Here is a 23659-nt window from a genome sequence, read left to right as displayed (position 1 = left end):
CGACGCCGCTCGCGAGGATGATCGTCATGAGCACTGAGCGGACCACCCTGAGCACGTTCTCCCGGGCGGCGGACATTCCCCATCCCCGGTGGGCGGCACTGCTGAGGCCCGAGGACCTCTACCTCGGGGAGCGCTGGCTCGCGGTCGCGGAGCGCACCGCGGGCTGCCCGATGCGCTATCTGATGCTCGACGGGGAGGAGGGCCGGTCCGTCGCCGCACTCGCCACCGCCATGGCCGGCGCGGACGCCCCCTGGGTACTCGGGCGCCCGGACACCCTGCTGGAGTTCAGCGCCAGGGACGGCCGTGAAGGCGCCGGGGAGATCCTCGGGCAGCTGCCGGCCGGCCCGGCCGAGAGCCTGCTGCCGTCGCTGGTGTGCGGCGGACGGCACATGGGGCGCAGCCGGGTGCCGCGGCTGCCGGGCACGGGCCGCGCCGAAGTGGAGGCCCTGGTCGCCGAGGCGGAGCGGATCGCCGCCGAACAGGGGGCGGCCTCGGTGGCGTACCCCTTCGTGGAGGAGGACGACACCCTGCTGCGGCAGATCCTGGCCGAGCGCGGGTATCTGAGCCACGAGTCGGGCCGCTACAGCTCCCTGCGGGTCGACGAGGGCGGCTTCGAGAGCTATCTGACGCTGGTGTCCGCGCGCCGGCGCCGCCGCATCCGCACCGAGCGGCAACGCATCGCGGAAGCGGGCGTCGAGCTGCGCATCGAGCCGCTGAGCGAAGAACTCATCCCTCGGCTGGGCGAGTTGGAGGCCCAGTTGATGGCCAAGTACGGCATCTCGTGGACGGCCGACCAGACCGAACAGGTCCTGCGCGAGATGCTCGTGGCGTTCGGCGGCGACGCGCAGGTGTCCCTGGCCTTCGGCGAGGGAGAGGTACGCGGCTTCGCGACCCTGCTGAGGTTCGAGAACCACTGGTACGCACGCCAGGGCGGCTTCGACTACGCCTACCAGGACCGCCTCCCGCTGTACTTCGAGACGGTCTACTACTTCCCCGTCGAGGCGGCGGCCCGGCACGGCATCGAGGCCATCCACTACGGCCTGGGCAGCGAGGAGGCCAAGCTTTCGCGCGGCTGCACGGCCCAGCCCCAATACTCCTATCTGCTGCCGCTGGCACGACCTTCGAGGACCACCCATGACTGACACTCCCACCGCCGGGCCCCTCATCGCGATCGTCGAGACCGGGCGCGGCGAGTACGGACTCCAGCCTCTCCTGAAGGCACGGGAGTCGGGACTCCGGCCGCTGCTCGTCACGGACGACCTCTCGCGTTACGCGACCTCCGACGCGGCGCGCGACCTCATCGAGCGCACCGTCCACGCGATCGTGCCCGCCGACACCCGCGACAGCGCGTCCGTGACCGAGGCGCTGCGCCCGTACGCCGAGCGGGGCGAGCTCGCGGGAGTCCTCGCGGTCATCGACTACTACGTGCCCGTGGTCGCCGAGACCGCGCGCGCTCTCGGCCTGCCCGGTCTGGACCCGGAGGCCGCGCACATCGCCCGCAACAAGCTGCGCACCCGTGAGGTGTGTGCCGGACTCGGTGTTCCCACACCGAAGTTCCACCGGGCCATGTCCCGCGCGGACGCGGTCGCCGCCGCGCGCTCCGTCGGCTTCCCCTGCGTCGTCAAACCGCTCACGGAGGCCGCGAGCATCGGCGTGCGGCTCTGTCGCGACGCCGACGAGGTGGCCGCGCACCACGACGAGCTGACCGCCTCCCCCGTCGACATGCGGGGTATGCCCAAGCCCGGTGGTGTCCTGGTCGAGGAGTACCTGACGGGCTACGAACTGAGCGTGGAGGTGTTCACCACCGGCAAGGGCCCCCAGGTCATCGGGGTCACCGACAAGGCCCTGACCGCGCACCCGTACTTCGTCGAGACCGGCGAGACCTTCCCCACGCAGCTCGCCGACTCCGTCAAGGACATGGCCGTCTCCGCGGCGCTCGACGCGCTGAGCGCGATCGGCCACGACTTCGGGGCCGCGCACGTGGAGATCAAGGTGACCGCGGACGGGCCCCGCCTGGTGGAGATCAACGCCCGGATGGGCGGTGCCCAGATCGGCCGGATCATCGAGGAGGCCACAGGGCTCGATCTGCTGCGGGAGATCCTCCGGCTGCACGTCGGACAGGACCCCGACCTCACCCGCACTCGTACCGGCGCCGCCGCGTCCCGGTATCTGACGGCCACGGACACCGGTGTCCTGCGCGGCTTCGACGGAGAGGAACTGGTACGCCGGCTGCCGGGCGTCCTCGCCATCGACCTGTACGCGGCCCCGGGAGCGGAGGTACGCCGGGCCCGCAGCAACGCCGACGTCCTCGGTCATCTCGTGGTCCGCTCCGACACTCCCGCCGAGGCCGCCCGCTGGGCCGACACCGCCGCGCTGATGCTCACCGCGTCCACCACGGCCACGCCGTGCTGAAAGCGTGGCGGCAGGCGCTGCCGAAGGGCCGCGCGGTCCCCCCCTTCGCGGGCGCCACGTTCGCCAACTCGGTGGGAATGGGCATCTACTACCCCTTCTCCCTGCTCTTCTTCCAGTCCGTCCTGGACACCTCGCTGACCCGGATCGGGGCCGCCCTCACGGTGTCGGCGCTGATCGCGCTGCCGCTGCTGCCGTACGTCGGGCGGCTCATCGACCGCTTCGGCCCCCGCCAGGTGCTGCTCGTCAGCACGACGGTGCGGGCGGGCGCGTTCGCCGGATACCTGCTGGTGGACTCGCTCGTCCCCTTCCTGGTACTGAGCGTGCTCGTCGCGCTGACCATGCGCACCGAGCAGGCGGCCACCCCGGTGCTCGCCAAGGTTCTCGCGGCACGTGAGCCGGGCGACACGTCCGGGCGCTGGATGGCCCTGTCCCGAGCCCTGTTCAACGCCGGGTTCGGCCTCGGTGCGCTCGCCGCGGGGCTCGTCGCGACGGCTTCGCCCGACGTGCTGCGCGGCGTCGGGGCGGGGAACGCCGTATGCATCGCGGTGGCCGCACTGCTCTACCTCACTCTTCCCCCGACGCGCCCCGCCTCGGCGCCTGCCGAGGGCGCGGCGGCGGAGCGGGCCCGACCCTGGCGCAGCGGCCCGTTCCTGCGCGTGGTCGCCGCCGGCGCCGGACTGTGGATCATCGCGGTGAGCGTCGAGACGGCCCTGCCGGTGCATCTGGTGCGCGGCGTCGGGGCACCCGCGTGGACGGCGAGCGTGATGTTCACCCTGAACACCGTGCTTCTCGCGGTGTTCCAGGTTCCGGTGGCGCACCGGGTGGAACGGGTGCGGCCCGCCTTCCTCGTCGCGGTGGGGGCGCTCTTGCACATCGCGCTGCCCGTGGCGCTCGCCGCCGCCGGACACCTCGCGCCGACCGCCCGCACCGTCGCCCTCGTCGCCGCGATGTCGGTCTACACCCTCGGCGAGCTCATCGCGTCGCAGGCCCTGCTGACCCTGCTCACGACGATGGCCCCACAAGAGCGTCGGGGCTCGTACCTGGCGTTCAACCAGCTGTTCATCGGCCTGGCGAACGCGTTGACGCCGCTCCTCGTGACCAGCGGTCTCGACCACGGCGCCGGCATCCTGTGGTGGCTCCTGTCGGGGTGCGCCCTCGTCGTGGCGGTGCTCATGGCCGGAGGTCTGCGCGGCGTCACGGCCGAGCGGACATCGCCCGGTGAACCGGCGGAGCAGCCGCGGCCGACGCGGGCGGACCCCGCGAACTCCGCTTGACGAAGCACCGGCCCCACCGTCCCGCTCTGCCGGTTCCGAAGGAGAAGACCGCCCATGGACCGCGAGATCACCCCGCAGTTCGGGCACGACGAGCAGCGCCGCCTCGCCGAGGCCGCCCTCCAGCGTGCGCAGGAACTCGGTCTGCGGGAGGCCGAGTTCCGGGCCGAGCACGTGCGCGACGCGTCCTGCCGGCTGCGTGACGCCCGGTCCGCCGGCATGTCCGACACGACGACGGCCGGTTTCTCCGTCCGTGTACTGCACGAGGGCGTCCGGGGTTTCGCGGCCCGCACCGCGGCCACGGTCGACGAGGCCGTCCGAGCGGTCGACGAGGCGCTGCTGATCGCCGAGACCGCGCGGCCGCTCGCCCGCCGCCGCGTCGAGGCCGTGCCCGAGCCCGTGCACGGCGACCGGAGGTGGCTGTCCGGGTACGAGACCGATCCGTTCGACGTGCCCGAGCGGGACCGGTCGGCGCTGCTCGCTGAGTACAGCGCACGGCTGCTCGCCGCTCCCGGGGTCACGCACGCGGACGCCTTCGTGCAGGCGGTCAGGGAGTGTTCGTTCTTCGCGGACCTGGCGGGCAACGACATCGTTCAACAACGGGTGCGCGTCCTCGCGGAGTTCACCGCGTACACCGACGATCCGCGCACCGGCGCGCCGGTGAGCCTGCGTACCACGGCGCCGTCCGCGGGGCGGGGCTGGGAGTACCTGACCGGGACCGGCTGGGACTGGGACGGTGAACTCGCCGAGCTGCCGTCCCTGCTGGCTGAGAAAGCGGCCGCGCCGAGCGTCGAACCGGGCACCTACGACCTGGTGATCGACCCCACGAACCTGTGGCTGACGCTCCACGAGACCGTGGGGCACGCCACCGAGCTGGACCGCGCTCTGGGCCATGAGGCGGCCTTCGCGGGAACCTCGTTCGCGACCCCCGACCAGGTGGGCACTCTGCGCTACGGTTCGCCCGCCATGAACGTCACCGCCGACCGGACGGCACCCCACGCCCTGGCCACCATCGGCTACGACGCCGAAGGCGTGGCCGCGCAGAGCTGGGACCTGGTGCGCGACGGAGTCCTGACCGGGTTCCAGGTGGACCGCGCGGGGGCGGCCCGCGCCGGGTACGCGCGGTCCAACGGGTGTTCCTTCGCGGGCGGCTTCGACCAACAGCCGCTCCAGCGCATGCCGAACGTCTCCCTGAGCCCCGCCGCCGGTGGCCCGGACACCGAAGAGCTCGTCTCCCGGGTCCACGACGGCCTGTACGTGGTGGGCGACGGATCGTGGTCGATCGACACCCGTCGGCAGAACTTCCAGTTCACCGGGCAGCGCTTCCACCGCATCCGCGCGGGCCGGATCACCGGCCAGGTCAGGGACGCCGCCTACCGGTCGACCACCACGGAGTTCTGGCGGTCCCTGCGGGCGGTGGGCGGACCTGGGACGTACCTGCTGTGCGGGGCGTTCCACTGCGGGAAAGGCCGCCCGGTCCAGGTGGCTCCCACCGGACACGGCAGCCCGTCGGCGCTCTTCCGCGCTGTCGACGTCCTCAACACCCGGGAAGAAGCATGACATCGGGCACCCCGGCCGCACCGGCCACCACATGGACATCGCGGGACATCGTCGAGCGCGCGCTCGCCCTGTCACGGTCGGCGCACTGCGCCGTGATCGTCGACGACCTGGACGCGGCCTGGCTGCGCTGGGCGGGCGACGAGGTGACCGCTTCCGGCGCGAGCCGCACCCGGCGGGTCACGGTGGTCTCCCGGGGAAGCGGAGGCGACGCGGCGCTCTCCGCGACGCTCGACGACGTGCACGACGCGCGGGATCTGGCGGACCTGGTGCACGCCTCACGGAGGCTGGCCGACCTGACCGGTGCCGCGGCCGGGCACACGCGTCCGGATCCGGTCGAGGGGGACGGTACGGACTGCGGCGCCGACGGGGCCGAGGCAGGTCCCGCCCTCGACGCCCGGGACGAACTGGGCCGGGCCGTGCGGGCGTTCGCGCTGGGTCGGAGCGACCCCGGCACCGTCTCGCACGGCTTCGCCCAGCACCGCACCGTCACGAGCCGGCTCGGCACCTCGTCCGGGGTACGCCGTTGTCACAGCCGCCCGACGAGCACCCTGGACCTCAGCTCCCGTACCCCGGACGAGTCCCGCACCACGTGGTACGGCGCGGTCGCCGACACGTTCCGTGACATCGATCCGGAAGCGGTCCGGACCACCGGCCACCCGCTGCGACACCCGCTGCCCTACCGCGAGTTGCCGCCCGGCCGCTACGAGGTGATCCTCGCTCCCGCGGCCGTGGCCGACCTGATGACCGCCGTCTACCGGGCTGCCGGGGCCTCGGACGCGGCGGGCGGCAGGAGCGTGTTCTCGCGGCCCGGTGGCGGCACGCGCGTCGGGGAGACCCTCGCCTCCCTGCCGTTGAACCTCCGCGGCGACCCACGCGAACCGGGCCTGGAATGCTGCCCGTTCCTGCTGTCGCGCGGCGCGGTGTCGGACATCTTCGGCGAAGCCGCGCAGCCCGGAGCGGACCCCGGCGACAACGGACTGCCACTGTCGCCCACGTACTGGATGCAGGGCGGCACACTCACGGCCCTGCCGGCCTCGCGCGCGGACGGAGAGCGGCTCGGACTCCCGGCCCGCCCGGCCGTCGGCAACCTGATCCTCGACGGAGGCACGGACCGTTCTTTGCCCGAGATGATCCGCTCCACGCGGCGCGCTCTGCTCATCACATGTCTGTGGTACATCCGCCCCACCGACACCAGCACGCTGTCCCTCACCGGGCTGACCCGCGACGGCGTCCACTTGGTGGAGGACGGCCGGGTCAGCGCCTACGTGAACGACTTCCGCTTCGCCGAGTCACCGGTCTCGCTGCTGGCCAGGGCGGTCGAGGCGGGCCGCACCGAGCGGGCCCCGGGCAGAGAGTCCGGCATGCTCTTCCCGCGTACGGCCATGCCCCCGCTACGGGTCCCGGACTTCCGGCTCACGGCACCCGCTCCGTCCGCACGCCGCTGACCGGCTCCGGAACGCCGGGTCAGAGCCAGCCGCGCCGGGTCAGAGCCAGCCGCGCCGGCTCGCCAGCACCCCCATCTGGAAACGGCTGCCCGCCCCCAGCTGGTCGGTGAGGTCGAAGATCCGGCGCCGGACGGTGCGCTGCGACACGCCCAGCTGCCGGCCGACCGCCTCGTCGGTCATTCCCTTGCCGAGCAGTCGAAGCAACTCGCGGTCCCCCGAGTTGAGTTCGTCGCCGGCGATCTCCTGGCGGATCTCGCCGAACAGGGTGGCTTCCTCCCAGTACCGCTCGAAGAGGGTGAGGAGGGCGCAGAGCACGCCGCTGCCCGTGACGACCAAGGCGCCCGCACCGCGGTCGGCGGGGTCCACCGGCAGCAACGCGGTCTGCCGGTCGAAGATGAGCAGGGCCAACGGGAGCACAGGAGTGGTCCGCACCTCGGCACCGCTATCGGTGAGCCAGCGCGCGTGGACCCGCATGGGCGGGTGGTTGCGGACGCTGTCCAGGTACAGGCCGCGCAGCACGACACCGCGCTCCAGGGCGGCACGGTCGGTGGAGCGCCCGGCCTCCAGGGCCTGCTCCTCGTACATGCCCGGGTTGAAGGAGACGATCTCCTCCGTGCTGCGGCAGGCGAGCTCCTCGATCCTGGTGCGCACCGCGTCGATCCCCTTCAGGCGCTGAACACCGTTGTCCCCGGGCACGAAGCCGACCGTGGTGTACTCGGAGACCAGTTCGGCCAAGGTGGCCCGCCGCCGCTCCAGTTCCTGCCGGGCGCGCAGCAAACTCTCCTCCTGGCCGGCCAGGAGCGCCCCCACCGCGACCTCCGGGCTGATGGGCAGGACGAGTTCGGCGTCCTCCCAGGAGCGGCGGATCAGGGCCATGTCCGCGAGCCGGCCGATGGCCTCGCGCACCGAGGACTCCTCGGCTCCGAGCGTGGCGGTCAGCTCACGCACCCGTTGCCCCGACGCTTTGAGGATTTGCCGGTACACCGACTCTTCCAAGCCGTCCAAACCCAACACGAGTCCCCCTCATGGTCCCTATCAGTGCCCGGTGACTCTATGTCAGTGCTCACACACGCATGCAAGTCCTGTCTCACGCAATGGACCGGGCAGGCACGCGCCTCCCCGGTCCACGCGCACCGCGTCGAACTACGGCGCCAAGGGCTGCGGGACCCCCCTCAAGCGGCCGGTTCCAGGTTCGTGTCCGACGCCACCGGGCGCCCGTCCCGCTCGCCCAGGCCGTGCACGATCTGCCGCATGGCGGAGTCCTGCCCCTGCGGCCCCTTGGTGAACAGGCCGCCCGCCTGCGCGTCCCAGCGCGCGTACTCCTCGTCGAGCATGCGGAGTTGGTGGGCCTTACGGATGTTCCAGTACGGGGTGCGCGTGTCCAGATGGTGGTCCAGGTGGAAGTTCTCCCGGTGCATCGCGGTCAGGAACCGCTCCACACCGCGGCTCTTGCGGTTCCGCGTCATGTAGAGGTTCACGTCGTGGTCGCGGACGAGAGGGGTGTGCTCCGCCAGCTCGATGTACCAGCTGATGATCTGGAACGTGGTGAGGAAGGGCACGATCCAGAACAGCACGAAGGCGACGAGGAGTCCGTTGAGGGCGAGCAGCCCGAGCACCGCCACCCAGAAGACGACGAAGGCCACCTTGTCGCGACGGGCCTTGACCCAGTGGTCGGGGCGTACTTCCGCCTCTTCCGTGTCCTTGGCTCCGCCCAGCCGGTTCATCAGCAGATACTTCACGACAGCGAGGGTGCGGGCGCCCAGCGCCGGAAGCACCACGAGTTTCATCCAGCGCCGGCGCTCGCTCAGACCCTCCTCGTAGACACCCTGCTCGATGAAGAAGATCAGGTCCGGATCGACGTCCGGCCGACCCAGCTTCGGGTGGTGGGTGGCCACATGGGTCTTCTTGTACGTGTAGTGCATCTGGAAGATGGGGTACGCGGACAGCGCCGTGCCGAGAACCAGGTTCCAGGCGCGGTTGCGGGCGAGGATGCCGTGCGCGCTCTCGTGCAGCAGGGTCGCCAGCGCACGCATCCGTGACCCCACCATGATCAGGGTGACGGGGTAGAGCCAGTACGAGACACCGACGCTGAGCCACACGGCGGTCGCGACCCAGAAGACGTCGGAGGCGAAGGCGACCAGCCCGTGCCAGTTGTCCAGACGGTTCAACTCACGTATGCGGTCCCGGATCTCCTTGTCGAAGCGGTAGGACTGGTAGCGGCCCTTCTGCACGGCCCATTGGGTGGACATGGTCATCCTTCAGTCGGTTCTGGGTTGCGTCTGGCGTGGGCGCCGTGCGGGGCACCCACGCAGAACCGGCATGCCAACCGGTTCGGTCGGCATGCCGGTGTGCTTCGTATCCGCTCGGGCAGAGCCCGTCTCACCACTCGGTGACGTTCGGGGACACGGTCACCGGGGCCTCGTCGACCGTGCCGGCGGTGCTGACCCCGGCCCCCAGGGTCACGACGGCAAGAGCGGTCATCAGCGAAAGGGCGGCCCGACGGACGAAGCGCATGATATTTCCTTCTTCTTTCGATGCTCTTGACAGATTTGAGTGGTGCGGCACATCTGCGGTGGCGGGATTCACGGGTATCGACGAACCGTTCCTGCCCGCACGAGAAATTCTGTCCGAACCAGGCCTGCCGAAGAAGAGGATCGCCGCGTCCGCAAATGCCATTGGCCCTCTTAGGACACCCGCGGGAAGATCGGATTCCGGAATCCGGAATCCGGAGGGAAAGTCAGACGACAGGCAGGACCGGAACGACGAAATAGCCCGGGAGACCGGGGCGTAGCGGGGCATCCGTGGACAGGAGCCTCGGGCCGTCGGCGGCGGGCGGCCAGTGGACACCGCGCGCCATCCCGAGCTGCGCGGCGACGAAGGCCGACCAGCCCGGCATGACGGGCCGGATCACCACGACCAGCGTGGCCAGGAGTTCCAGATGGGCGAAGAGCAGGGACCGCCGGGTCGCCGGCCCCATCAGTCGCGCGGAGGCGATCCGCCGCAGGTCGTACCGCGCCTCGACGACCGCACGCACAAAGGCCGCTGCCGCCAGGTCGGGCTCGAAGGAGTGGGGGGAGAGCCGGTCGCGCACCTCGTACGGGGCCGTCGCCAGCAGTCGGGCGACAGCCCCGGTGGGGAGTGCGGCGCCCTGACGCCAGTCCGGTGGGCGGACACCGGCCACGTCGACGAGGTGTCGCAACAGCCCGTCGGACCACCGCTCCAACTCGTCGATCAGAAAGAGCTGGACGGTCTCGGCCAGCTCACGGGGATGAACAGCGGTCGGCGAACAGCCAACCGAAAGAAGGCAGGCATGGAAGCGCAGTGCATCACTGTGCGCGCTGTCTACTGCCACCTGGATCACGCCACCGCATCGCGTACGAAATTATTTCCGGCAGTGCCACTCCGCCATGCGCATATTCCGTGGCAGGACACGCCGGACCTGAACGAATTCCTGATTCCCGAAATGGGCTCTGGCGGAATCACGGCGACCGGCCCCGGTCCCCCGGGACTGCGGAGCTCGCCACACTCACCACACTCGCCACGCCGAGGAGCCGCCCGGACGGGGTCGTACCCACCGGATGCCCGGACGGGTGTCTGTCGCCTCCCGGTACGCGCCGCGCAACCGCGCCGGGGGACGTGCCCCGGATCTCGCCGGCGCCCCGGAGTTCACCGGACGCTCGCGACGGCGTTGACCGGCCTTCGGTGCGGGAGCGCGGCCAGGGCAGCGCGGTCGGTGGATGCCCGCCCCGGCCGGCCCCCGCGACGCCACGCCGCCGGGAGGACGGCCGACGGGACATACGGCTACGGCCTGGTGGGGCCGAGGGTAACCTCACACGGCTTCCAGTTCGTAGGTGTACTCGGAGGCAGTACGCACGATGGCCTGTTCGACAGCTTCGGGAGAGGGACCCCGGTACCGGAAGCGGCCGAGGATCTCCTCGTAGCCGCCGTCTCCGGTGAAGACCCGGCCGGGCTCCGGGAGCTGCTCGGCGTACAGGTGGGGGACCTCCCCGAGCATGGAGGTACGCGCGACCAGACGGTGACCGACGGGTTCCGGGAACATCAGGAAGCCCGCATGGCCGCCCCGGACCGCCGGGACCGTGGAGGGGCTCTCGCCGAGGACGATCCGTACCCATTCGGCGAAGAGATCCACTCCGTACACGTCGCGGACCGTGAAGGGAATCTCGCCGCCACCCACCCGCGCGCCCACCTCCAGGAAGACGAAGCCGTCCCGGTGTTCTATGAGCTCCAGGTGATACGGGCCGTCGGTGAGCCGCAAGGCGTCGAGAGCCCGCGCCGCCACCGCCCTCGCCCGCTCGGCGGCGGGCCCCTCCTGCACCACTGACCCCAGCCACTGCCCCTTGGTGAAACCCAAACAGGTGTTCAGGTACCGGGAAGCGAGGGTGAAGGTGTCCTTGCCCTGGTGCCGGAGCCCGTCGATGTGCCAGATCGGCCCCTCCAGGTACTCCTCGGCCTCGTAGTCGGTGAGGTCCAGACCGCCCAGCACCGCCGCCACGTCGGCGCCCTCGGCGATCACGTGGCAACCGGTCGAAGCCGCTCCCGAGCGGGGTTTGACCACCACGGGCCCTGCCAGACCAGCGGCGAACGCGGCGACTTCCGCGAGGGAGTCCACGGTCGCGAAGCGCGGCGATCCGACACCGGAACCCGCCAGGGCCGCCTTCATCCGCGCCTTGTCCCGGAAGAGCAGGGTCGCCGTGGTGTCCATGCCGGCACAGCCGAACTTCTCACGGACCTGGGCCGCGGTCAGCAGGTCGAACTCCGACATCGCGAGCACCGCGTCGAACCGCCCGGCTGCCCGGTGGCACAGGCCCGCCGCCACCACCACGGAGTCGGTGTCGGAGACGTCGGCGACGATCTCGGTGTGCCCCGAGGTCTCGGGGATCATCGGCGCGTGACCGGCCACGGTCACATAGCTCACCGCGTGGAGACGGTGGTCGAGGTACTTGGCGTAGTCCGCGAAGTCGTCGCTGTAGCGGTTGATGATCAGGATGTGCACAGTCGTTCCTCCCTCTTCACTGCGGCTGCGACGATTTCGTCCAGCTCGGCGAACGCCCTGTCCAGACCCGGACGGTCGTCGGCCACGAAGACGGCGTGCCCGAACCGGCCCCGGAAGTCGGTGGCGGGGGCGAGCCGCCCGTCGCTCCCGACCGTGACCCTTGCCTCCAGGCAGCCGTCGAGTGCGCTCATCTCCGCTTCGAGCCGGCAGGGATCGTCCAGGGTTGCCGCGTCCGGGACGGTGAGGAAGCGGACACCGGCAACCCGCTTACGGACAGGGGCGGCCGGCGGCACCACCGGGCGGGCGCTCAACACCTGGAGCATCGTCGCCGGCAGATCGACTCCGTGGGCCAGCGTCACGAGTCGCTGGATGTGATCGCCGCCCAGACGCGCCGCGACCTCGATGACCACGGGGCCTCGGGGGGTGAGCCGGGCTTCGAGGTGGAAGGCTCCGACGTTCATGCCGAGCGCGCGGACGGCCGCCGTCGCGACGTCCGCGAGTGCGGTGCGCACCTGAGCCGCGAGGCCGGGGTCGACGATGTGACCGGTCTCGACGAAGTGCGGTTCGGGCCCGAGTTGCTTCTGCGTGATGGCCACGACGTGCGGAACACCGTCGCGCGCGTAGCCCTCTACGCTGAACTCGGGTCCCGGTACGTACGATTCGAGCAGGAGGGACTCCCCCAGCCACAGCCCCATGTCGTTCATGGGGGCCAGACGGGCCCTTTCGACGCAGTCGGCGAGTTCCGCGTGATCGTCGATCCGGCGGACGCCGAGGCTGCCCGAGCCGTTCACCGGCTTGAGGACCGCGGGGAACCCGACGTGGCCGGCGGCCCGCCGGTGGGCGGCCTCCTCTCCTCGGCGTGCGGAGATCGGCACGCCCCGTGCCACGGGAACGCCCGCGGCGGCCAGGGCCTGCTTCATCTCGCGCTTGTCACGCAGCAATTCGGCGGTGGTCGTCGTGATGCCGGGCAGTCCCAAGCGGGCAGCGGCGGCGGCGACCACCGGAACCGCGTACTCGAAACCGGGCACGATCGCGGCCACGTCGTTCCGCTCGGCCAGCGCCGAGGCCAGTTCCGCCACCGCGCCCGCCGAGCGTGTGTCCACCCGGTCATGTACGGCGATCCCCGCCTCGACCGCTGTACGTACGGGCGCCGGAAGGAGGTGAAGAGGCCTGCCGTCGACCACCCGGACGCTGAGGCCGAGCTCGATCGCCGAAGGTACGAGCTCGATGCCGGAGGATTCCGGCTCGACTATGAGGGCAGTCGGGGTGCGCATGTTCCTCCTCGGATGAGGGACGGTCCGACGAATCGGGTCGACGACCCGGCACTGTCCGACGGACCGGCCCGGGCTGAATCGCCGACCGTGGGTGGCCGGCGGAGGAGCGTCCGCGCACTGGACGTACGCGGACGCTCCTCACACACCGGCGGTGTGCCCCGGAGCGTGTTCCGCACGTCCCGCCAGAAATCGCGGGACGGCCTTCAGGCGGTCACCGTCGACTCGTGGAGCTCGGTGAAGTACAGCGCGATCAGGTCGATGAAGTTGACGAGATGACGCTCGGCATCGGCGAACTCGCCCCAGCCGGCGACCGCGCGCTCCACGGTGGACCACATCAGCTCGTCGTGGTCGTGGGCTTCGTCGTAGTCGATGTGGGCCTGCGATCCCTTGACCATGTCCAGGCCGAACTCTTCGGCGGCGTTCCTCGTGATGGTCGGGTTGTACCTGTCCGAGTACCACTCGACGAACCAGTTCCACACCGCGGTGGGCAGCGGCCCGTCCTGGTTGATGGAGAAGTAGAGGTAGCCCATCAGGTACTCGGTCGACGCGAACGGCCGCGTCGCGTCCAGGTCCTCCTTGGACAGCCCGAACTTCTTCAGGTCGCGCAGGAACATTCCCTCGTGGTTGTTCTCTTCCGCGAGATACCGGGCCAGCGTGGCCGCGAGCCGGTGGTCCTTGTAGCCGACCTTGTAGAGACCATAGGCGTCCACCTCGTTGTTCAGGCGGATGCGCAGCACGGTCTCGACCAGATGCCTGCGGTAGTAGTCCTTGTCGATCCATTCCCCCGAGTGGAACTCCCGTGCCCTCGGGACCTTCGCGAAGAGCTTCTCCATGTGCTCTTCAGCAATCTTCTCAAGGCGTTCACGCGACATGACGGCTCCATTCCTTCACACGATGTTGGCGTACATGAACCCGGGAAATCAGGGTGCTTCCGCACCGGCCGTGGAGAATTCCGCGGCGTTCGCGGGCGGGACGGCGTCTTCCTTGTGAGCGTCTTCCTGGTGCGCGTCTTCCTGGTGAGGGGCCCGGCTCCCTCTGCGCACAGCGCCCAGACTGGCCACCATGACGCAGGCGATTCCCACGTATTGCAGGACGTCGCCGGACTGCGACAGCAGCAGGAGACCGATGATGGCCGCGACGGCCGGCTCGAAACTCATGAGCGTGCCGAAGGCCCCGGTGGACAGGCGCCGTAGCGCGATGAGTTCCAGCACGTACGGCAGCACGGGCAGAAGCAGTGCCGCTGCCGCCGAACCGGCCAGGATGCGCCAGTCGAGCAGGTGGCCGGACGCCTGGGGAAGACCGAAGGGTGCCGCGCAGAGTGCCGCCACGGAAATCGAGATGGCGATTCCCTCGACACCCGCGAACCGGTCTCCGACCTTCTGGGTGAAGACCACATAGCCCCCCAGGCACACACCGGCGAGAAACCCGAAGAAAAGACCGAGGAGTTCCGCTCCGCCCTCCCAGGGGCGAGTCAGCACAAGGACCCCGGTCGCGGCCAGTGCCGGCCACACCAGGTCGACGCGTCGGCCACGCAACCCCACGATCGCGACCGCGAGTGGTCCCAGAAACTCAAGGGCGCTGGCAACACCCAGGGGAATCCGGTCGATCGCCAGGAAGTAGCAGATCGTCATGGCCGCACTCATCAGACCGAGTGCGCTCACGACCAGCAGATCGGAACGGGACCGACCACGCAGCGTGGGCCTGGCCCACAGCAGCAGGATCAGCGCGGCCCATGCCAGTCGGAGGAAGGCGGTTCCGAGTGGCCCCGTCTCCTCGAACATCCAGGTGGATACGGCCGCACCCAACTGCACACTGGTCATCGCCGCCACCGCGATGGCGGCGGGACCCAGGGTCCCTGACTGAATTCGCGTTGGCCGCACGCCGACTCCGCTTCGTCGTCCCGTCACCGTCTTGCCCGGGATTGATCACTGCGGCAAGTCTGGTCGACGCGGCGCGCCGTGTCAGCGTGCGACTGCGGCAGCAAGTACCCATGGCCGCGATGGGCCAGCCCGCGGACGGCTCCACGGCGGGCCCGGCGGATCCTGACGCGCGCCCGTCCAGCGTACGGCCCGCCGTGCTGCGGAGCATCGGGTCCCGGGCAGGTACGGGCGGACGCCCCCGGGCCCTGCCGTACGGGTGCGCCCGCGCGCATCCGCCGTCCGGATGCCCGCCCGGGACCTCCAGGGCGTGACGTGAAAGTGCGCCGTCCGCCCGGAGGGCGGTTCCGGCGGCGTCCGGTGCGTGCGATCGCAAGGCGGAGGGTCACCCCGATACTGAATGTATCGGGGTGACCCAGACAACGCGGCGAGGTGCGGTAGTTTGCCGTCGCGCACCCGCCGGGAATCGCGGGAAAAACTTTGACGTCGTCTCATTTGGTGCGAGCGCGTAGGGCTAGTGCCAGTCCTGTGGCACGTATCCGACCTGGCTGCGCCATACTCCACGGGTGACTACACCGATAGGCCCCGTGATCCTCTTCGATGACGACCATTACATGTACGTCCTGCAGGACCGCGCGTTCGCCGAAGCGTGGTGGGAGATGCCCGACGAGTACGCCTGTGGGTTTGATGCTCTGGCCCGACCGTTGCTCATGACGGGTGAGCCGCACAAGGTAGTCCTTGAGCTCAGTGGTGATGAACCTGCCGACGCAGACCTGCGCCGTCTCGTCGCCGACCACTACCAGCGGTTTCTTCATGGGCAGGCGCCGCCGAGGGCCTCCGTTCTTTCAGAGTTCGTGGCGGGGCTGCCTGTCGAGTACTCGTAGAGCGAGGGCCTTCGTTCTGTACCACGCTGGCGAATCAGGACGTGAGTCTGCGGTAGCAGATGTGGGTGCAGGCGATTCTGGTAAAGGCGAGGAAGTGGTCGGCTTTGCGTTCGTAGCGTCGGTGGAGGCGGCGGCAGCCGGCGAGCCAAGACATGGTGCGTTCGACGGTCCAGCGGTGGCGGCGCAGCCGCTGGAAGGACTCGATTCCCTTGCGGGCGATGCGGTGGGTGATGCCGCGTGCGCGTAACCATCGCCGCAGGCGGGTGTAGTCGTAGCCCTTGTCCGCATGGAGTTTGCCGGGCTTGCGCCGTCGGCGGCCGCGGCGCGAACTGATCGGTGGGATGCCCTTCACGAGCGGCATGAGGGCCTGGCTGTCGTGCAGGTTGGCCCCGGAAATGCCGACGGATATGGGCAGACCTGATCGTTCCGTGATCAGGTGGATCTTCGAGCCGTACTTGCCCCGGTCGACAGGATTCGGACCTGTCAGGTCCCCCTTTTCAGGGCCCGCATGTTCACCGAGTCGATCGCGCACCTTGACCAGTCCAGCTCGCCGCGGGCACCGAGTTTGTCGAGGACCAGGCGGTGGAGCTTGGCCCACCTCCTGGCCTTCGACCACTCCGAGAACCGCCGGTGGGCGGTCGCTCCCGACGGGCCTAACGACGCCGAAGGCAACTGCGGCCAGGTACAACCCGACGTGGCCACGAAGACGATCGCTGCCGGCACTTCCCGGTCACCGTGCCGACGCCGACCACCACCCTGCGGCCGCGACGGCGCCTCCGGCACCACCCGCTGGAACAACTCCCACAACTCGTCCGGCACCAGCCGCTCGACGATCCCCGCCATGACGCACAGAATACCGAGGTGCCCAAACGAGATGGCCTCTTACGGCGTGTCAGTGCGTCCGGTGCGGCTCGGGCACGGTGTCCGGTGCTGCGGTCTGCCGCAGTACGGCGACCTCCCGGGGGCGCAGGACGAGCGCCTCACCGGCCGGCGGCCCCACGAGCACCTCGCCGGTCACTCCCGGCAGCGGGACCTCGGCGTCGCCATGGTTCACCAGGAACACGTAGCGGCTCCCGCCGTCGCGGCGCACGACCTGCTCGACCATGCCCCGCGCCTCCTCGGGCAGTTCGCCGGCGACCCCGGCGGGCGCGAGCAGCCCGGGCAGCAGCGCCGCCAGGCCGTCGGCGCCCAGACGGGTGGAGACGTACGTCGCCGAACCCTGGTCAGGGGTGCGGCGGCGGGTGACGGCCGGGCGTGCGGCGTACGTCCCGGTGCGGTAGCGGGCGAGGATCTCCACGTCGGGACCGGTGACGTCGATCCGGTCGGTCCAGAGGCTGCCGGTCATGGCTCCGTCGACACCGGCGGCGGGGGCGGGGTCGAGGTCGACCGTGTCCCCGTCGGCCAGCGGGCCGAACTCCTCGACACGGATGCCGAGCAGGTCGCGCAGAGCACCGGGGTAACCGCCGAGCCACACGTGGTCGTTCTCGTCGACGACACCGGAGAAGTAGGTGGTGACGAGGTGCCCGCCCCCTTCGACGTAACGGGTGAGCTCCTTGGCGAGCGTCTGCGGCACCACGTGCAGGACCGGTGCGATCACCACGTCGTACGGGCCGAGTGCGGTGCGGTGGGCGGGTACGACGTCGGCGCGGACACCGAGACGCAGCAGCGCGGAGTACCAGTCGACGGCCTCGCGGTGGTAGTCGAGGAGGGAGGTGGGGTGCGAGTCCTGCTCACTGGCCCACCAGGAGTCCCAGTCGAAGAGGATCGCGACCCGGGCGGGTTCGCGCTCGCTGCCGTTGAGGGGTGCGAGCGCCTCCAGGGTCCGGCCCAACTCCACCACGTCACGGAAGAGTTGGCTGTCCTCGCCGGCGTGCGGAACCATCGCCGAGTGGTACTTCTCGGCGCCGGCCGCGGACTGGCGCCACTGGAAGAAGCAGACGGCGTCGGCTCCGTGGGCGACGTGGAGCAGTGAATCGCGCGCCAGCTCACGGGGCTTCTTCGGCAGGTTGATGTGCTGCCAGTTGACCGCGCTGGTGGAGTGCTCCATGAGGAACCAGGGGCGGTGTCCGGCGATCCCGCTGGTCAGGTTGGCGCAGAAGGAGAGCTCCTCGCGGCTGCCCGGCCCGGTGGTGGTGTAGTGGTCGTTGGAGACGAAGTCGACCGCGTCCGCCCAGTCGGCGTAGTCCATCCCCTTCGTTCCGCCCATCACCATGAAGTTGCTGGTGACCGGGGTGCCGGGAGTGATCTCGCTCAGGATCTCGCGCTCGGCGAGCAGGTAGTCCTTCAACGCGTCGGAGGAGAAGCGCTTGAAGTCGAGCTGCTGGGTCGGGTTGGGGTGCGAGCCCGCCAGACGCGGCGGCAGGATCTGCTCCCATTCGCTGTAGTGCTGGGACCAGAAGTTGGTGCCCCAGGCGTGGTTGAGGGCGCCGAGCGTGCTGTACCGGCGGCGCAGCCAGTCACGGAAGGCGTGGGCCGCGTCGTCGGAGTAGTCGTAGACGTTGTGGCAGCCCAGTTCGTTGCTGACGTGCCAGGCGACGAGGGCCGGGTGGTCCGCGTAGCGCGTCGCCATCTCCCGTACGAGGCGCAGTGCGTGGCTGCGGAAGACGGGTGAGGTGGGCCGCCAGTGCTGTCGCGCGCCGGGCCAGACGGTCGCTCCGGTGGCGGTCACCGGAAGGATCTCGGGGTGCGCGGTGGTCAGCCAGGGCGGCGGGGAGGCGGTGGCGGTGGCGAGGTCGACACCGATGCCACCGGCGTGCAGCAGGTCCATGATCTCGTCCAGCCAGCCGAAATCCCAGCTGTCGGAGGTGGGTTGGAGTCTGGCCCAGGAGAAGATCGCCAGAGAGACGGTGTTCACCCCGGCCTCGCGCATCAGTCTGACGTCCTCCTCCCACACCTCCCGCGGCCACTGCTCGGGGTTGTAGTCGGCGCCGTAGCCGAGCCGGCGGCTGCCGTCGGGGCCCTTCGCGTACGGGAAACGGGAGGTGCGGGGGGAGGTCATGCGCGTCCTTCCACAGGCCGGGGTTGAGAGAGGGCCACTGGGCGGTGCCGGGCGGATCAGGGGCGGGCGCGCCGTGGCCCCTGCCGTGATCCGCCGGACACCACCGAGCGGCCTCGGGTGCTACTTCTCGACGGTGAAGCCCTGTTCGCCGCCGTACTGGAGCGACTTGTCCTGCCACGACTTCAGCCCGTCCGACAGCTTGGTCGAGGAGATGTACGCCTTGCCGACGGTGTCGTTGAAGATCGAGTTGGAGTACACCTGGTACGGCAGGTAGTTCCATCCGCTGGGCACGTTCTTCGCGGATTCGGCGAAGATCTGGTTGGCCTTCTGGCCGCCGAAGTACGGGAACTCCGTGTTCTGGAACTCCTGCGAGTTCAGGTCCGCGGTGGTCGCCGGGAACGCGCCGTTCTTGACGCGGGTCTGGACGCCCGCGCCGGAGTTGGCGTACTCGACGAAGGCGTAGGCGAGTTCCTTGTTCTCGCCCTGCGCGGGCAGGGCGAGTGAGCTGCCGCCGTTCTCGGCGCTGGAGTTGGCTCCCGCATCCCACTGCGGCAGCGGGGCGACCCGCCAGTCACCCGCGGCGTCCTTCACACCGGAGGCGAAGTTGGCGGGCATCCAGGCGCCTATCGGCAGGGTGGCGATGGTGCCGTCGCCCAGGCCCTTGTACCAGTCGTCGCTCCAGCCGGCGATCGGCGCGACGAGCTTCTCGTCGATCAGCTTCTGCCAGGTCTCCGTGTACTTGGCGGCGCCCGCGTCGGTGAAGTCGATGCCGACCTTCGTGCCGTCGACCTTGTACGGGTGCGAACCCGCCTGCCAGAGAAGGCTGGTGGTCAGACCGGCGTCGCCGAGGTCGCTGGTGATGTACGCCTTCGGGTCCGCCTTGTGCAGCGCGCGGGCGGCGTCGACGTACTCGTCCCAGGTCGTCGGCACGGCGATCTTGTACCTGTCGAAGACCTTCTTGTTGTAGAAGAGCGCCATCGGTCCGGAGTCCATCGGGAGGCCGTAGACGCCGCCACCGGAGGAGACCGAGTTCCAGGGGCCGGGCGAGTACGAGTCCGACAGCTTGTCGGCGCCATACGCCTTGAGGTCGGCGACCTGCTTCGTCAGGGCGTACTGGCCGAGCGCGTAGTACTCCAGCTGGGCGACGTCGGGGACGCCCTTCTTCGCGGAGATGGCGTTCGACAGCGCCTTGTACTCGTCGTTGTTGGTCCCCGCGTTGACCAGCTTGATGTCGACCTTCGGGTACTTCTTCTCGAAGTCCTCGGCGACCTGCTTCAGGGTGGGCTCCCACGCCCACACCGTGACGGTGCCGCCCTTCTGCAGCGCGGACTGGATGTCGGACGTACCCACCGGCTTCTGGCCGGAGTCGTCGTCCGAGCCGCCGCAGGCGGTCGCGCCCAGGGCCAGGGCGCAGACAAGACCGAGGCCGCGCAACAGGCGGCGTGAGTGCTGGGACATGGCGGTATTTCCACTTCCTCGTGGTTCGATCGACATGACGTGGCGGGCAGTGAGAGGGGCGGGCGGCACACCGGGACAGGCGCACGCGTGACGCCCCCGGACCGGGCTATTCCTTGACGCTTCCGGCGGCGAGGCCGGACTGCCAGTACTTCTGGAGCAGCAGGAAGGCGGCGATCAACGGCACGATGGTGAGCAGCGAGCCGGTGACGACCAGGTTGAAGACGGCCTCGCCGCCGGCCGTGGCAGCCTGCTTGTTCCAGGCGTCCAGGCCGAGGGTGAGCGGGTACCAGTCGGGGTCCTTGAGCATGATCAACGGCAGGAAGTAGTTGTTCCAGGTCGCGACCGTGGTGAACAGGAGCACGGTGACGGTGCCGGGGGCGAGCAGCGGCAGCGCGACCTGGAAGAAGGTGCGCAGTTCGCCGGCGCCGTCGATGCGGGCGGCCTCCATCAGCTCGACGGGGACGGCCTCGGTGGCGAAGACCCACATCAGGTACAGCCCGAAGGGCGAGACCAGGGAGGGGATGATCACCGCCCAGGGGGTGTCCGTCAGTCCGATCTTGCTGAACAGCAGGAAGGTCGGGACGGCGAGCGCGGTGGTCGGGACGGCGACCGCGCCGATGACGACCGCGAACACGGCGCGCTTGCCCGGGAACCGGAACTTGGCGAGTGCGTAGCCGCCGAGTACCGCGAGGAAGGTGGCGCCGCCCGCTCCGACGACGACGTAGAGAAGGGTGTTGAGGAGCCAGCGGCCGAAGACGCCGTCCTGGTAGGTGAAGGTCCGGCTCAGGTTGTCCCACAGCGCGAAGTCGCCGTCGAACCAGAGGCCGAACGAACGGGCCAGTCCCGACTGGGACTTGGTGGCGCTGATGACCAGCCAGACCAGCGGGAGCAGGCTGTAGACCAGGACCACGCCGGTGACCACGGTCAGCAGGACACTGCGCCGTGGGCGGCCCGGGGTGTGCGCGCGGCGCTGTGCGCGCAGGCGCGGTACGGCGGCGCTCCTGGGCGTCGCGGTCGCGGTGGGCCCTGCGGTCCCGGTCGCACTGTTCGTCGTCATCACGCTCACGCTTCCTTGCGCATGCCGCGCAGTTGGACGACGTAGGCGACGATCATGGTGATCACGCCCATGACGATGGCGACCGTCGCCGAGTAGTTGTGCTGCTGGCCGGAGAAGGACAGCGAGTACGTGTAGTAGTTCGGGGTGTAGTCGGTGGTAATGGCGTTCGGCGCCAGCTTCTGCAGGATTGCGGGCTCGTTGAAGAGCTGGAAGCTGCCGATGACGGAGAAGATCGTCGCGATGACCAGGGCGCCCCGGATCGCCGGAAGTTTGATCGCCGAGACGACCCGCCACTGACCGGCCCCGTCGATCTCGGCGGCCTCGTAGAGGGAGTGCGGGATCACGCGGAGCGCGGAGTAGAAGATCAGCATGTTGTAGCCGACGAACTCCCAGGTGACGATGTTGCCGATCGAGGCGAGGACCAGCGAGGAGGAGAGCGGATCGGGCAGGTGCACGCCGAACGCGTCGTTGATGTCGCCGACGAGACCGAAGCGGGGACCGTACAGGAAGCCCCACATGAGGGTGGCGACGACGGCGGGCACCGCGTAGGGCAGGAAGACGGAGATCCGGAAGAACTCCTTGCCGTACAGGCGTCCGCTGTCGATGGCGAGCGCGACGAAGAGCGCGATGCCGAGCATGATCGGCACCTGGATCAGCAGGAAGAGTCCGACCCGGGCGACTCCGTCCCAGAACTGCGGGTCCTGGAAGGCCTGTTGGTAGTTGTCGAAGCCGACGAACGTGGTGCCGCCGATCAGCTGGGTCCGGAACAGGCTCAGGTAGACCGAGTATCCGAGCGGCACCAGGAAGACCAGGGCGAAGACGAGCACGAACGGGCCGATGAACCCCCAGCCCGCCCATGAACGGCGGGGCCGTCTCATCGGCGGTCCGGCCGGGCGGGCCCCTGTGGCCGCCGGCGGTTGCAGCGTCGTCATCTCGCGCCCCTCGCTCGTGCTTCACCGGACCGAATGGGACCTTCACGCACACGTTTCAGGCCGGTCGCCCGGCTCGCCACGGCTGACCGCCTGGCATTATGTTTACGTAAACATTCGGTGGCGGCATGTCTACACTGCCCCCAGATGGGCGGTCAAGAGCCGCACACGAAAGCGACATCCGATGAGGGAGACGGTGGACGAAACAGGCGTACGCCCCCCAGCCACAGGCTCGTCCCCGACCGGGCGGGGCCCCGGAAACGGGAGCCCGTCGCGGCGCAGAACCGCCTCGATGGCGGACGTGGCCCGTGTCGCGGGGGTGTCCTCCCAGACGGTCTCCCGCGTCTCCAACGGCTTCCCGGGTGTGAACGAGGAGACCCGCCGACAGGTCCTCGCCGCGATGAAGGACCTCGGTTACCGCCCCAACAGCGCGGCACGCGCGCTCAAGCGCGGGGAGTTCCGGACCATCGGCGTCATCACCTTCACGCTCTCCACCACCGGCAACGTGCGCACCCTGGAGGCCATCGCGACCTCGGCCGCGCAGGAGGGCTACGCGGTCACCCTGCTGCCGGTCGCGATCCCCACCCAGGACGAGGTCCGGGGCGCCTTCTCGCGCCTCGGCGAACTCGCCATCGACGCGGCCATCGTCATCATGGAGGTCCACCTCCTCGACGAGGCGCGTCTCTCGCTGCCGCCGCACGTGAAGGTCGTCGTCGCGGACTCCGACGCGGGGGACCGCTACTCCGTCGTCGACACCGACCAGGCGGGCGGCACGCGCGACGCGGTCAACCACCTTCTGGGCCTGGGCCATCGCACCGTCTGGCACCTCGCGGGCCCCGAGGACTCCTACGCGGCGCAGCGCCGGACGGACGCCTGGCGCGCGGCGCTGGAGAAGGAGGGACGAGTGCCACCGCCTCTCGTACGGGGTGACTGGTCGGCGGATTCCGGCTACCGGGCGGGGCTCCGCATCGCCGAACAGGCCGAGTGCACCGCCGTGTTCGCGGCCAACGACCAGATGGCGCTCGGCCTGCTGCGCGCCCTCCACGAGCGCGGTCGCAGGGTGCCCGAGGACGTCTCCGTCGTCGGTTTCGACGACATCGCCGAGGCCGGCTCCTTCCAGCCGCCGCTGACCACCGTCCACCAGGACTTCGCCGAAGTGGGCCGCCGCTGCGTCGCGGGCGTCCTGCACCAGATGCGGCAGAGCGGGCCCGAGCACGGGACGACCCTCGTACCGACGCGGCTCGTCCTGCGGGAGAGCACGGCTCCGCCGCCGGGGTAGGCCGGGTCGGGGGAACGCTCACGGATCAGTCCGGTCGGCGCTTCGGAACCTCCCACCCCGGACATCGTGGACTTCTTCGAAGCGTCCATCAGCGCGCACGCCTACGACATCGACGCATGACTGCGCGCGGTCGCGGCGTCGGCAGAGGTGGGGCGGGGCGGGGCGGGGCGATGGACGGGAGCACGGAGAGCACGTACGGCG

General features: G+C 70.0%; 20 protein-coding genes. 7 read left to right on the top strand and 13 right to left on the bottom strand.

Annotated features, from left to right (window positions below; all coding sequences use genetic code 11):
* Positions 1-26 precede the first annotated feature (26 nt).
* Genes ACWD3D_RS03415 through ACWD3D_RS03395 form a run of 5 tightly spaced genes read left to right on the top strand, consistent with a single transcriptional unit; the run spans position 27 to position 6688 of the window.
* Positions 27-1142: a GNAT family N-acetyltransferase gene (locus ACWD3D_RS03415; RefSeq protein WP_451459233.1), complete on the top strand. Its 1116-nt coding sequence runs from the start codon at positions 27-29 to the stop codon at positions 1140-1142.
* A complete protein-coding gene (locus ACWD3D_RS03410; protein WP_451459232.1) occupies positions 1135-2412 on the top strand; it encodes an ATP-grasp domain-containing protein in 1278 nt (425 codons plus the stop codon). The genes ACWD3D_RS03415 and ACWD3D_RS03410 overlap by 8 nt, the downstream gene beginning before the upstream one ends.
* On the top strand, positions 2406-3686 hold the full coding sequence (locus ACWD3D_RS03405) for an MFS transporter (protein ID WP_451459231.1): 1281 nt from the start codon (positions 2406-2408) through the stop codon (positions 3684-3686). Before ACWD3D_RS03410 ends, ACWD3D_RS03405 begins: the two co-directional genes overlap by 7 nt.
* 54 nt (positions 3687-3740) lie before the next feature.
* Positions 3741-5243, top strand: coding sequence for a TldD/PmbA family protein (locus tag ACWD3D_RS03400; protein ID WP_451459230.1), 1503 nt, complete (start codon positions 3741-3743; stop codon positions 5241-5243).
* Positions 5240-6688, top strand: a complete 1449-nt coding sequence (locus ACWD3D_RS03395; protein ID WP_451459229.1) for a metallopeptidase TldD-related protein — start codon at positions 5240-5242, stop codon at positions 6686-6688. The genes ACWD3D_RS03400 and ACWD3D_RS03395 overlap by 4 nt, the downstream gene beginning before the upstream one ends.
* 39 nt (positions 6689-6727) lie before the next feature.
* Here the strand turns inward: ACWD3D_RS03395 and ACWD3D_RS03390 are convergent, their stop codons facing one another.
* The 8 genes from ACWD3D_RS03390 to ACWD3D_RS03355 form a co-directional block, all read right to left on the bottom strand.
* Positions 6728-7636, bottom strand: coding sequence for a helix-turn-helix transcriptional regulator (locus tag ACWD3D_RS03390; RefSeq protein WP_451459228.1), 909 nt, complete (start codon positions 7634-7636; stop codon positions 6728-6730).
* A 224-nt stretch (positions 7637-7860) separates the two neighbouring features.
* A complete protein-coding gene (locus tag ACWD3D_RS03385) occupies positions 7861-8937 on the bottom strand; it encodes a fatty acid desaturase (RefSeq protein ID WP_451459227.1) in 1077 nt (358 codons plus the stop codon).
* A 130-nt stretch (positions 8938-9067) separates the two neighbouring features.
* Complete coding sequence (locus ACWD3D_RS03380; protein WP_451459226.1) at positions 9068-9202, bottom strand: hypothetical protein; 135 nt, start codon at positions 9200-9202, stop codon at positions 9068-9070.
* Between the two features lie 223 nt (positions 9203-9425).
* A complete protein-coding gene (locus tag ACWD3D_RS03375) occupies positions 9426-10040 on the bottom strand; it encodes a hypothetical protein (protein WP_451459225.1) in 615 nt (204 codons plus the stop codon).
* Between the two features lie 477 nt (positions 10041-10517).
* Positions 10518-11702 (bottom strand): ATP-grasp domain-containing protein, encoded by a 1185-nt coding sequence (locus tag ACWD3D_RS03370; RefSeq protein ID WP_451459224.1) that lies wholly within the window; start codon positions 11700-11702, stop codon positions 10518-10520.
* Positions 11690-12976, bottom strand: coding sequence for an ATP-grasp domain-containing protein (locus ACWD3D_RS03365; protein WP_451459223.1), 1287 nt, complete (start codon positions 12974-12976; stop codon positions 11690-11692). Before ACWD3D_RS03365 ends, ACWD3D_RS03370 begins: the two co-directional genes overlap by 13 nt.
* Before the next feature lie 203 nt (positions 12977-13179).
* Positions 13180-13848: an iron-containing redox enzyme family protein gene (locus tag ACWD3D_RS03360; RefSeq protein WP_451459222.1), complete on the bottom strand. Its 669-nt coding sequence runs from the start codon at positions 13846-13848 to the stop codon at positions 13180-13182.
* Positions 13849-13896: 48 nt separating this feature from the next.
* Entirely contained in the window at positions 13897-14796 is a 900-nt protein-coding gene (locus tag ACWD3D_RS03355; RefSeq protein ID WP_451459221.1) for an EamA family transporter, read from the bottom strand.
* A 623-nt stretch (positions 14797-15419) separates the two neighbouring features.
* Between ACWD3D_RS03355 and ACWD3D_RS03350 the strand changes: the two genes are divergently transcribed.
* Positions 15420-15737, top strand: a complete 318-nt coding sequence (locus ACWD3D_RS03350; protein ID WP_451459220.1) for a hypothetical protein — start codon at positions 15420-15422, stop codon at positions 15735-15737.
* A 34-nt stretch (positions 15738-15771) separates the two neighbouring features.
* Here ACWD3D_RS03350 and ACWD3D_RS03345 read toward each other — a convergent pair.
* The 5 genes from ACWD3D_RS03345 to ACWD3D_RS03325 form a co-directional block, all read right to left on the bottom strand.
* Positions 15772-16580, bottom strand: a protein-coding gene (locus ACWD3D_RS03345; protein WP_451459219.1) for an IS5 family transposase whose coding sequence is annotated in 2 segments (ribosomal slippage) — positions 15772-16233 and positions 16236-16580 — 807 coding nt in all. Because the reading frame shifts where the segments join, the coding sequence is not laid out codon by codon here.
* Between the two features lie 49 nt (positions 16581-16629).
* Positions 16630-18735: a beta-galactosidase gene (locus tag ACWD3D_RS03340; RefSeq protein ID WP_451459218.1), complete on the bottom strand. Its 2106-nt coding sequence runs from the start codon at positions 18733-18735 to the stop codon at positions 16630-16632.
* A 120-nt stretch (positions 18736-18855) separates the two neighbouring features.
* Positions 18856-20193, bottom strand: a complete 1338-nt coding sequence (locus ACWD3D_RS03335; protein WP_451459217.1) for an ABC transporter substrate-binding protein — start codon at positions 20191-20193, stop codon at positions 18856-18858.
* A gap of 106 nt (positions 20194-20299) precedes the next feature.
* Positions 20300-21250, bottom strand: coding sequence for a carbohydrate ABC transporter permease (locus ACWD3D_RS03330; RefSeq protein ID WP_451459216.1), 951 nt, complete (start codon positions 21248-21250; stop codon positions 20300-20302).
* Between the two features lie 5 nt (positions 21251-21255).
* Complete coding sequence (locus tag ACWD3D_RS03325; RefSeq protein ID WP_451459215.1) at positions 21256-22182, bottom strand: carbohydrate ABC transporter permease; 927 nt, start codon at positions 22180-22182, stop codon at positions 21256-21258.
* A gap of 289 nt (positions 22183-22471) precedes the next feature.
* Here ACWD3D_RS03325 and ACWD3D_RS03320 point away from each other — a divergent pair, with 289 nt between their 5' ends.
* Entirely contained in the window at positions 22472-23458 is a 987-nt protein-coding gene (locus ACWD3D_RS03320; RefSeq protein ID WP_451459214.1) for a LacI family DNA-binding transcriptional regulator, read from the top strand.
* Positions 23459-23659 lie beyond the last annotated feature (201 nt).

Source organism: Streptomyces sp. NPDC002690 (assembly GCF_053592415.1).
The sequence above is the reverse complement of the archived record's forward strand: the minus strand, read 5'-3'. Positions and strand labels throughout refer to the sequence as shown.

Bases quoted from the DNA above. Each gene is read 5' to 3' on its own strand.
- ACWD3D_RS03415 (WP_451459233.1), top strand. From the start codon at position 27: ATGAGCACTGAGCGGACCACCCTGAGCACGTTCTCCCGGGCGGCGGAC.
- ACWD3D_RS03410 (WP_451459232.1), top strand. From the start codon at position 1,135: ATGACTGACACTCCCACCGCCGGGCCCCTCATCGCGATCGTCGAGACC.
- ACWD3D_RS03400 (WP_451459230.1), top strand. From the start codon at position 3,741: ATGGACCGCGAGATCACCCCGCAGTTCGGGCACGACGAGCAGCGCCGC.
- ACWD3D_RS03395 (WP_451459229.1), top strand. From the start codon at position 5,240: ATGACATCGGGCACCCCGGCCGCACCGGCCACCACATGGACATCGCGG.
- ACWD3D_RS03385 (WP_451459227.1), bottom strand. From the start codon at position 8,937: ATGTCCACCCAATGGGCCGTGCAGAAGGGCCGCTACCAGTCCTACCGC.
- ACWD3D_RS03380 (WP_451459226.1), bottom strand. From the start codon at position 9,202: ATGCGCTTCGTCCGTCGGGCCGCCCTTTCGCTGATGACCGCTCTTGCC.
- ACWD3D_RS03365 (WP_451459223.1), bottom strand. From the start codon at position 12,976: ATGCGCACCCCGACTGCCCTCATAGTCGAGCCGGAATCCTCCGGCATC.
- ACWD3D_RS03360 (WP_451459222.1), bottom strand. From the start codon at position 13,848: ATGTCGCGTGAACGCCTTGAGAAGATTGCTGAAGAGCACATGGAGAAG.
- ACWD3D_RS03355 (WP_451459221.1), bottom strand. From the start codon at position 14,796: ATGACCAGTGTGCAGTTGGGTGCGGCCGTATCCACCTGGATGTTCGAG.
- ACWD3D_RS03340 (WP_451459218.1), bottom strand. From the start codon at position 18,735: ATGACCTCCCCCCGCACCTCCCGTTTCCCGTACGCGAAGGGCCCCGAC.
- ACWD3D_RS03335 (WP_451459217.1), bottom strand. From the start codon at position 20,193: ATGTCCCAGCACTCACGCCGCCTGTTGCGCGGCCTCGGTCTTGTCTGC.
- ACWD3D_RS03330 (WP_451459216.1), bottom strand. From the start codon at position 21,250: ATGACGACGAACAGTGCGACCGGGACCGCAGGGCCCACCGCGACCGCG.
- ACWD3D_RS03325 (WP_451459215.1), bottom strand. From the start codon at position 22,182: ATGACGACGCTGCAACCGCCGGCGGCCACAGGGGCCCGCCCGGCCGGA.
- ACWD3D_RS03320 (WP_451459214.1), top strand. From the start codon at position 22,472: ATGGCGGACGTGGCCCGTGTCGCGGGGGTGTCCTCCCAGACGGTCTCC.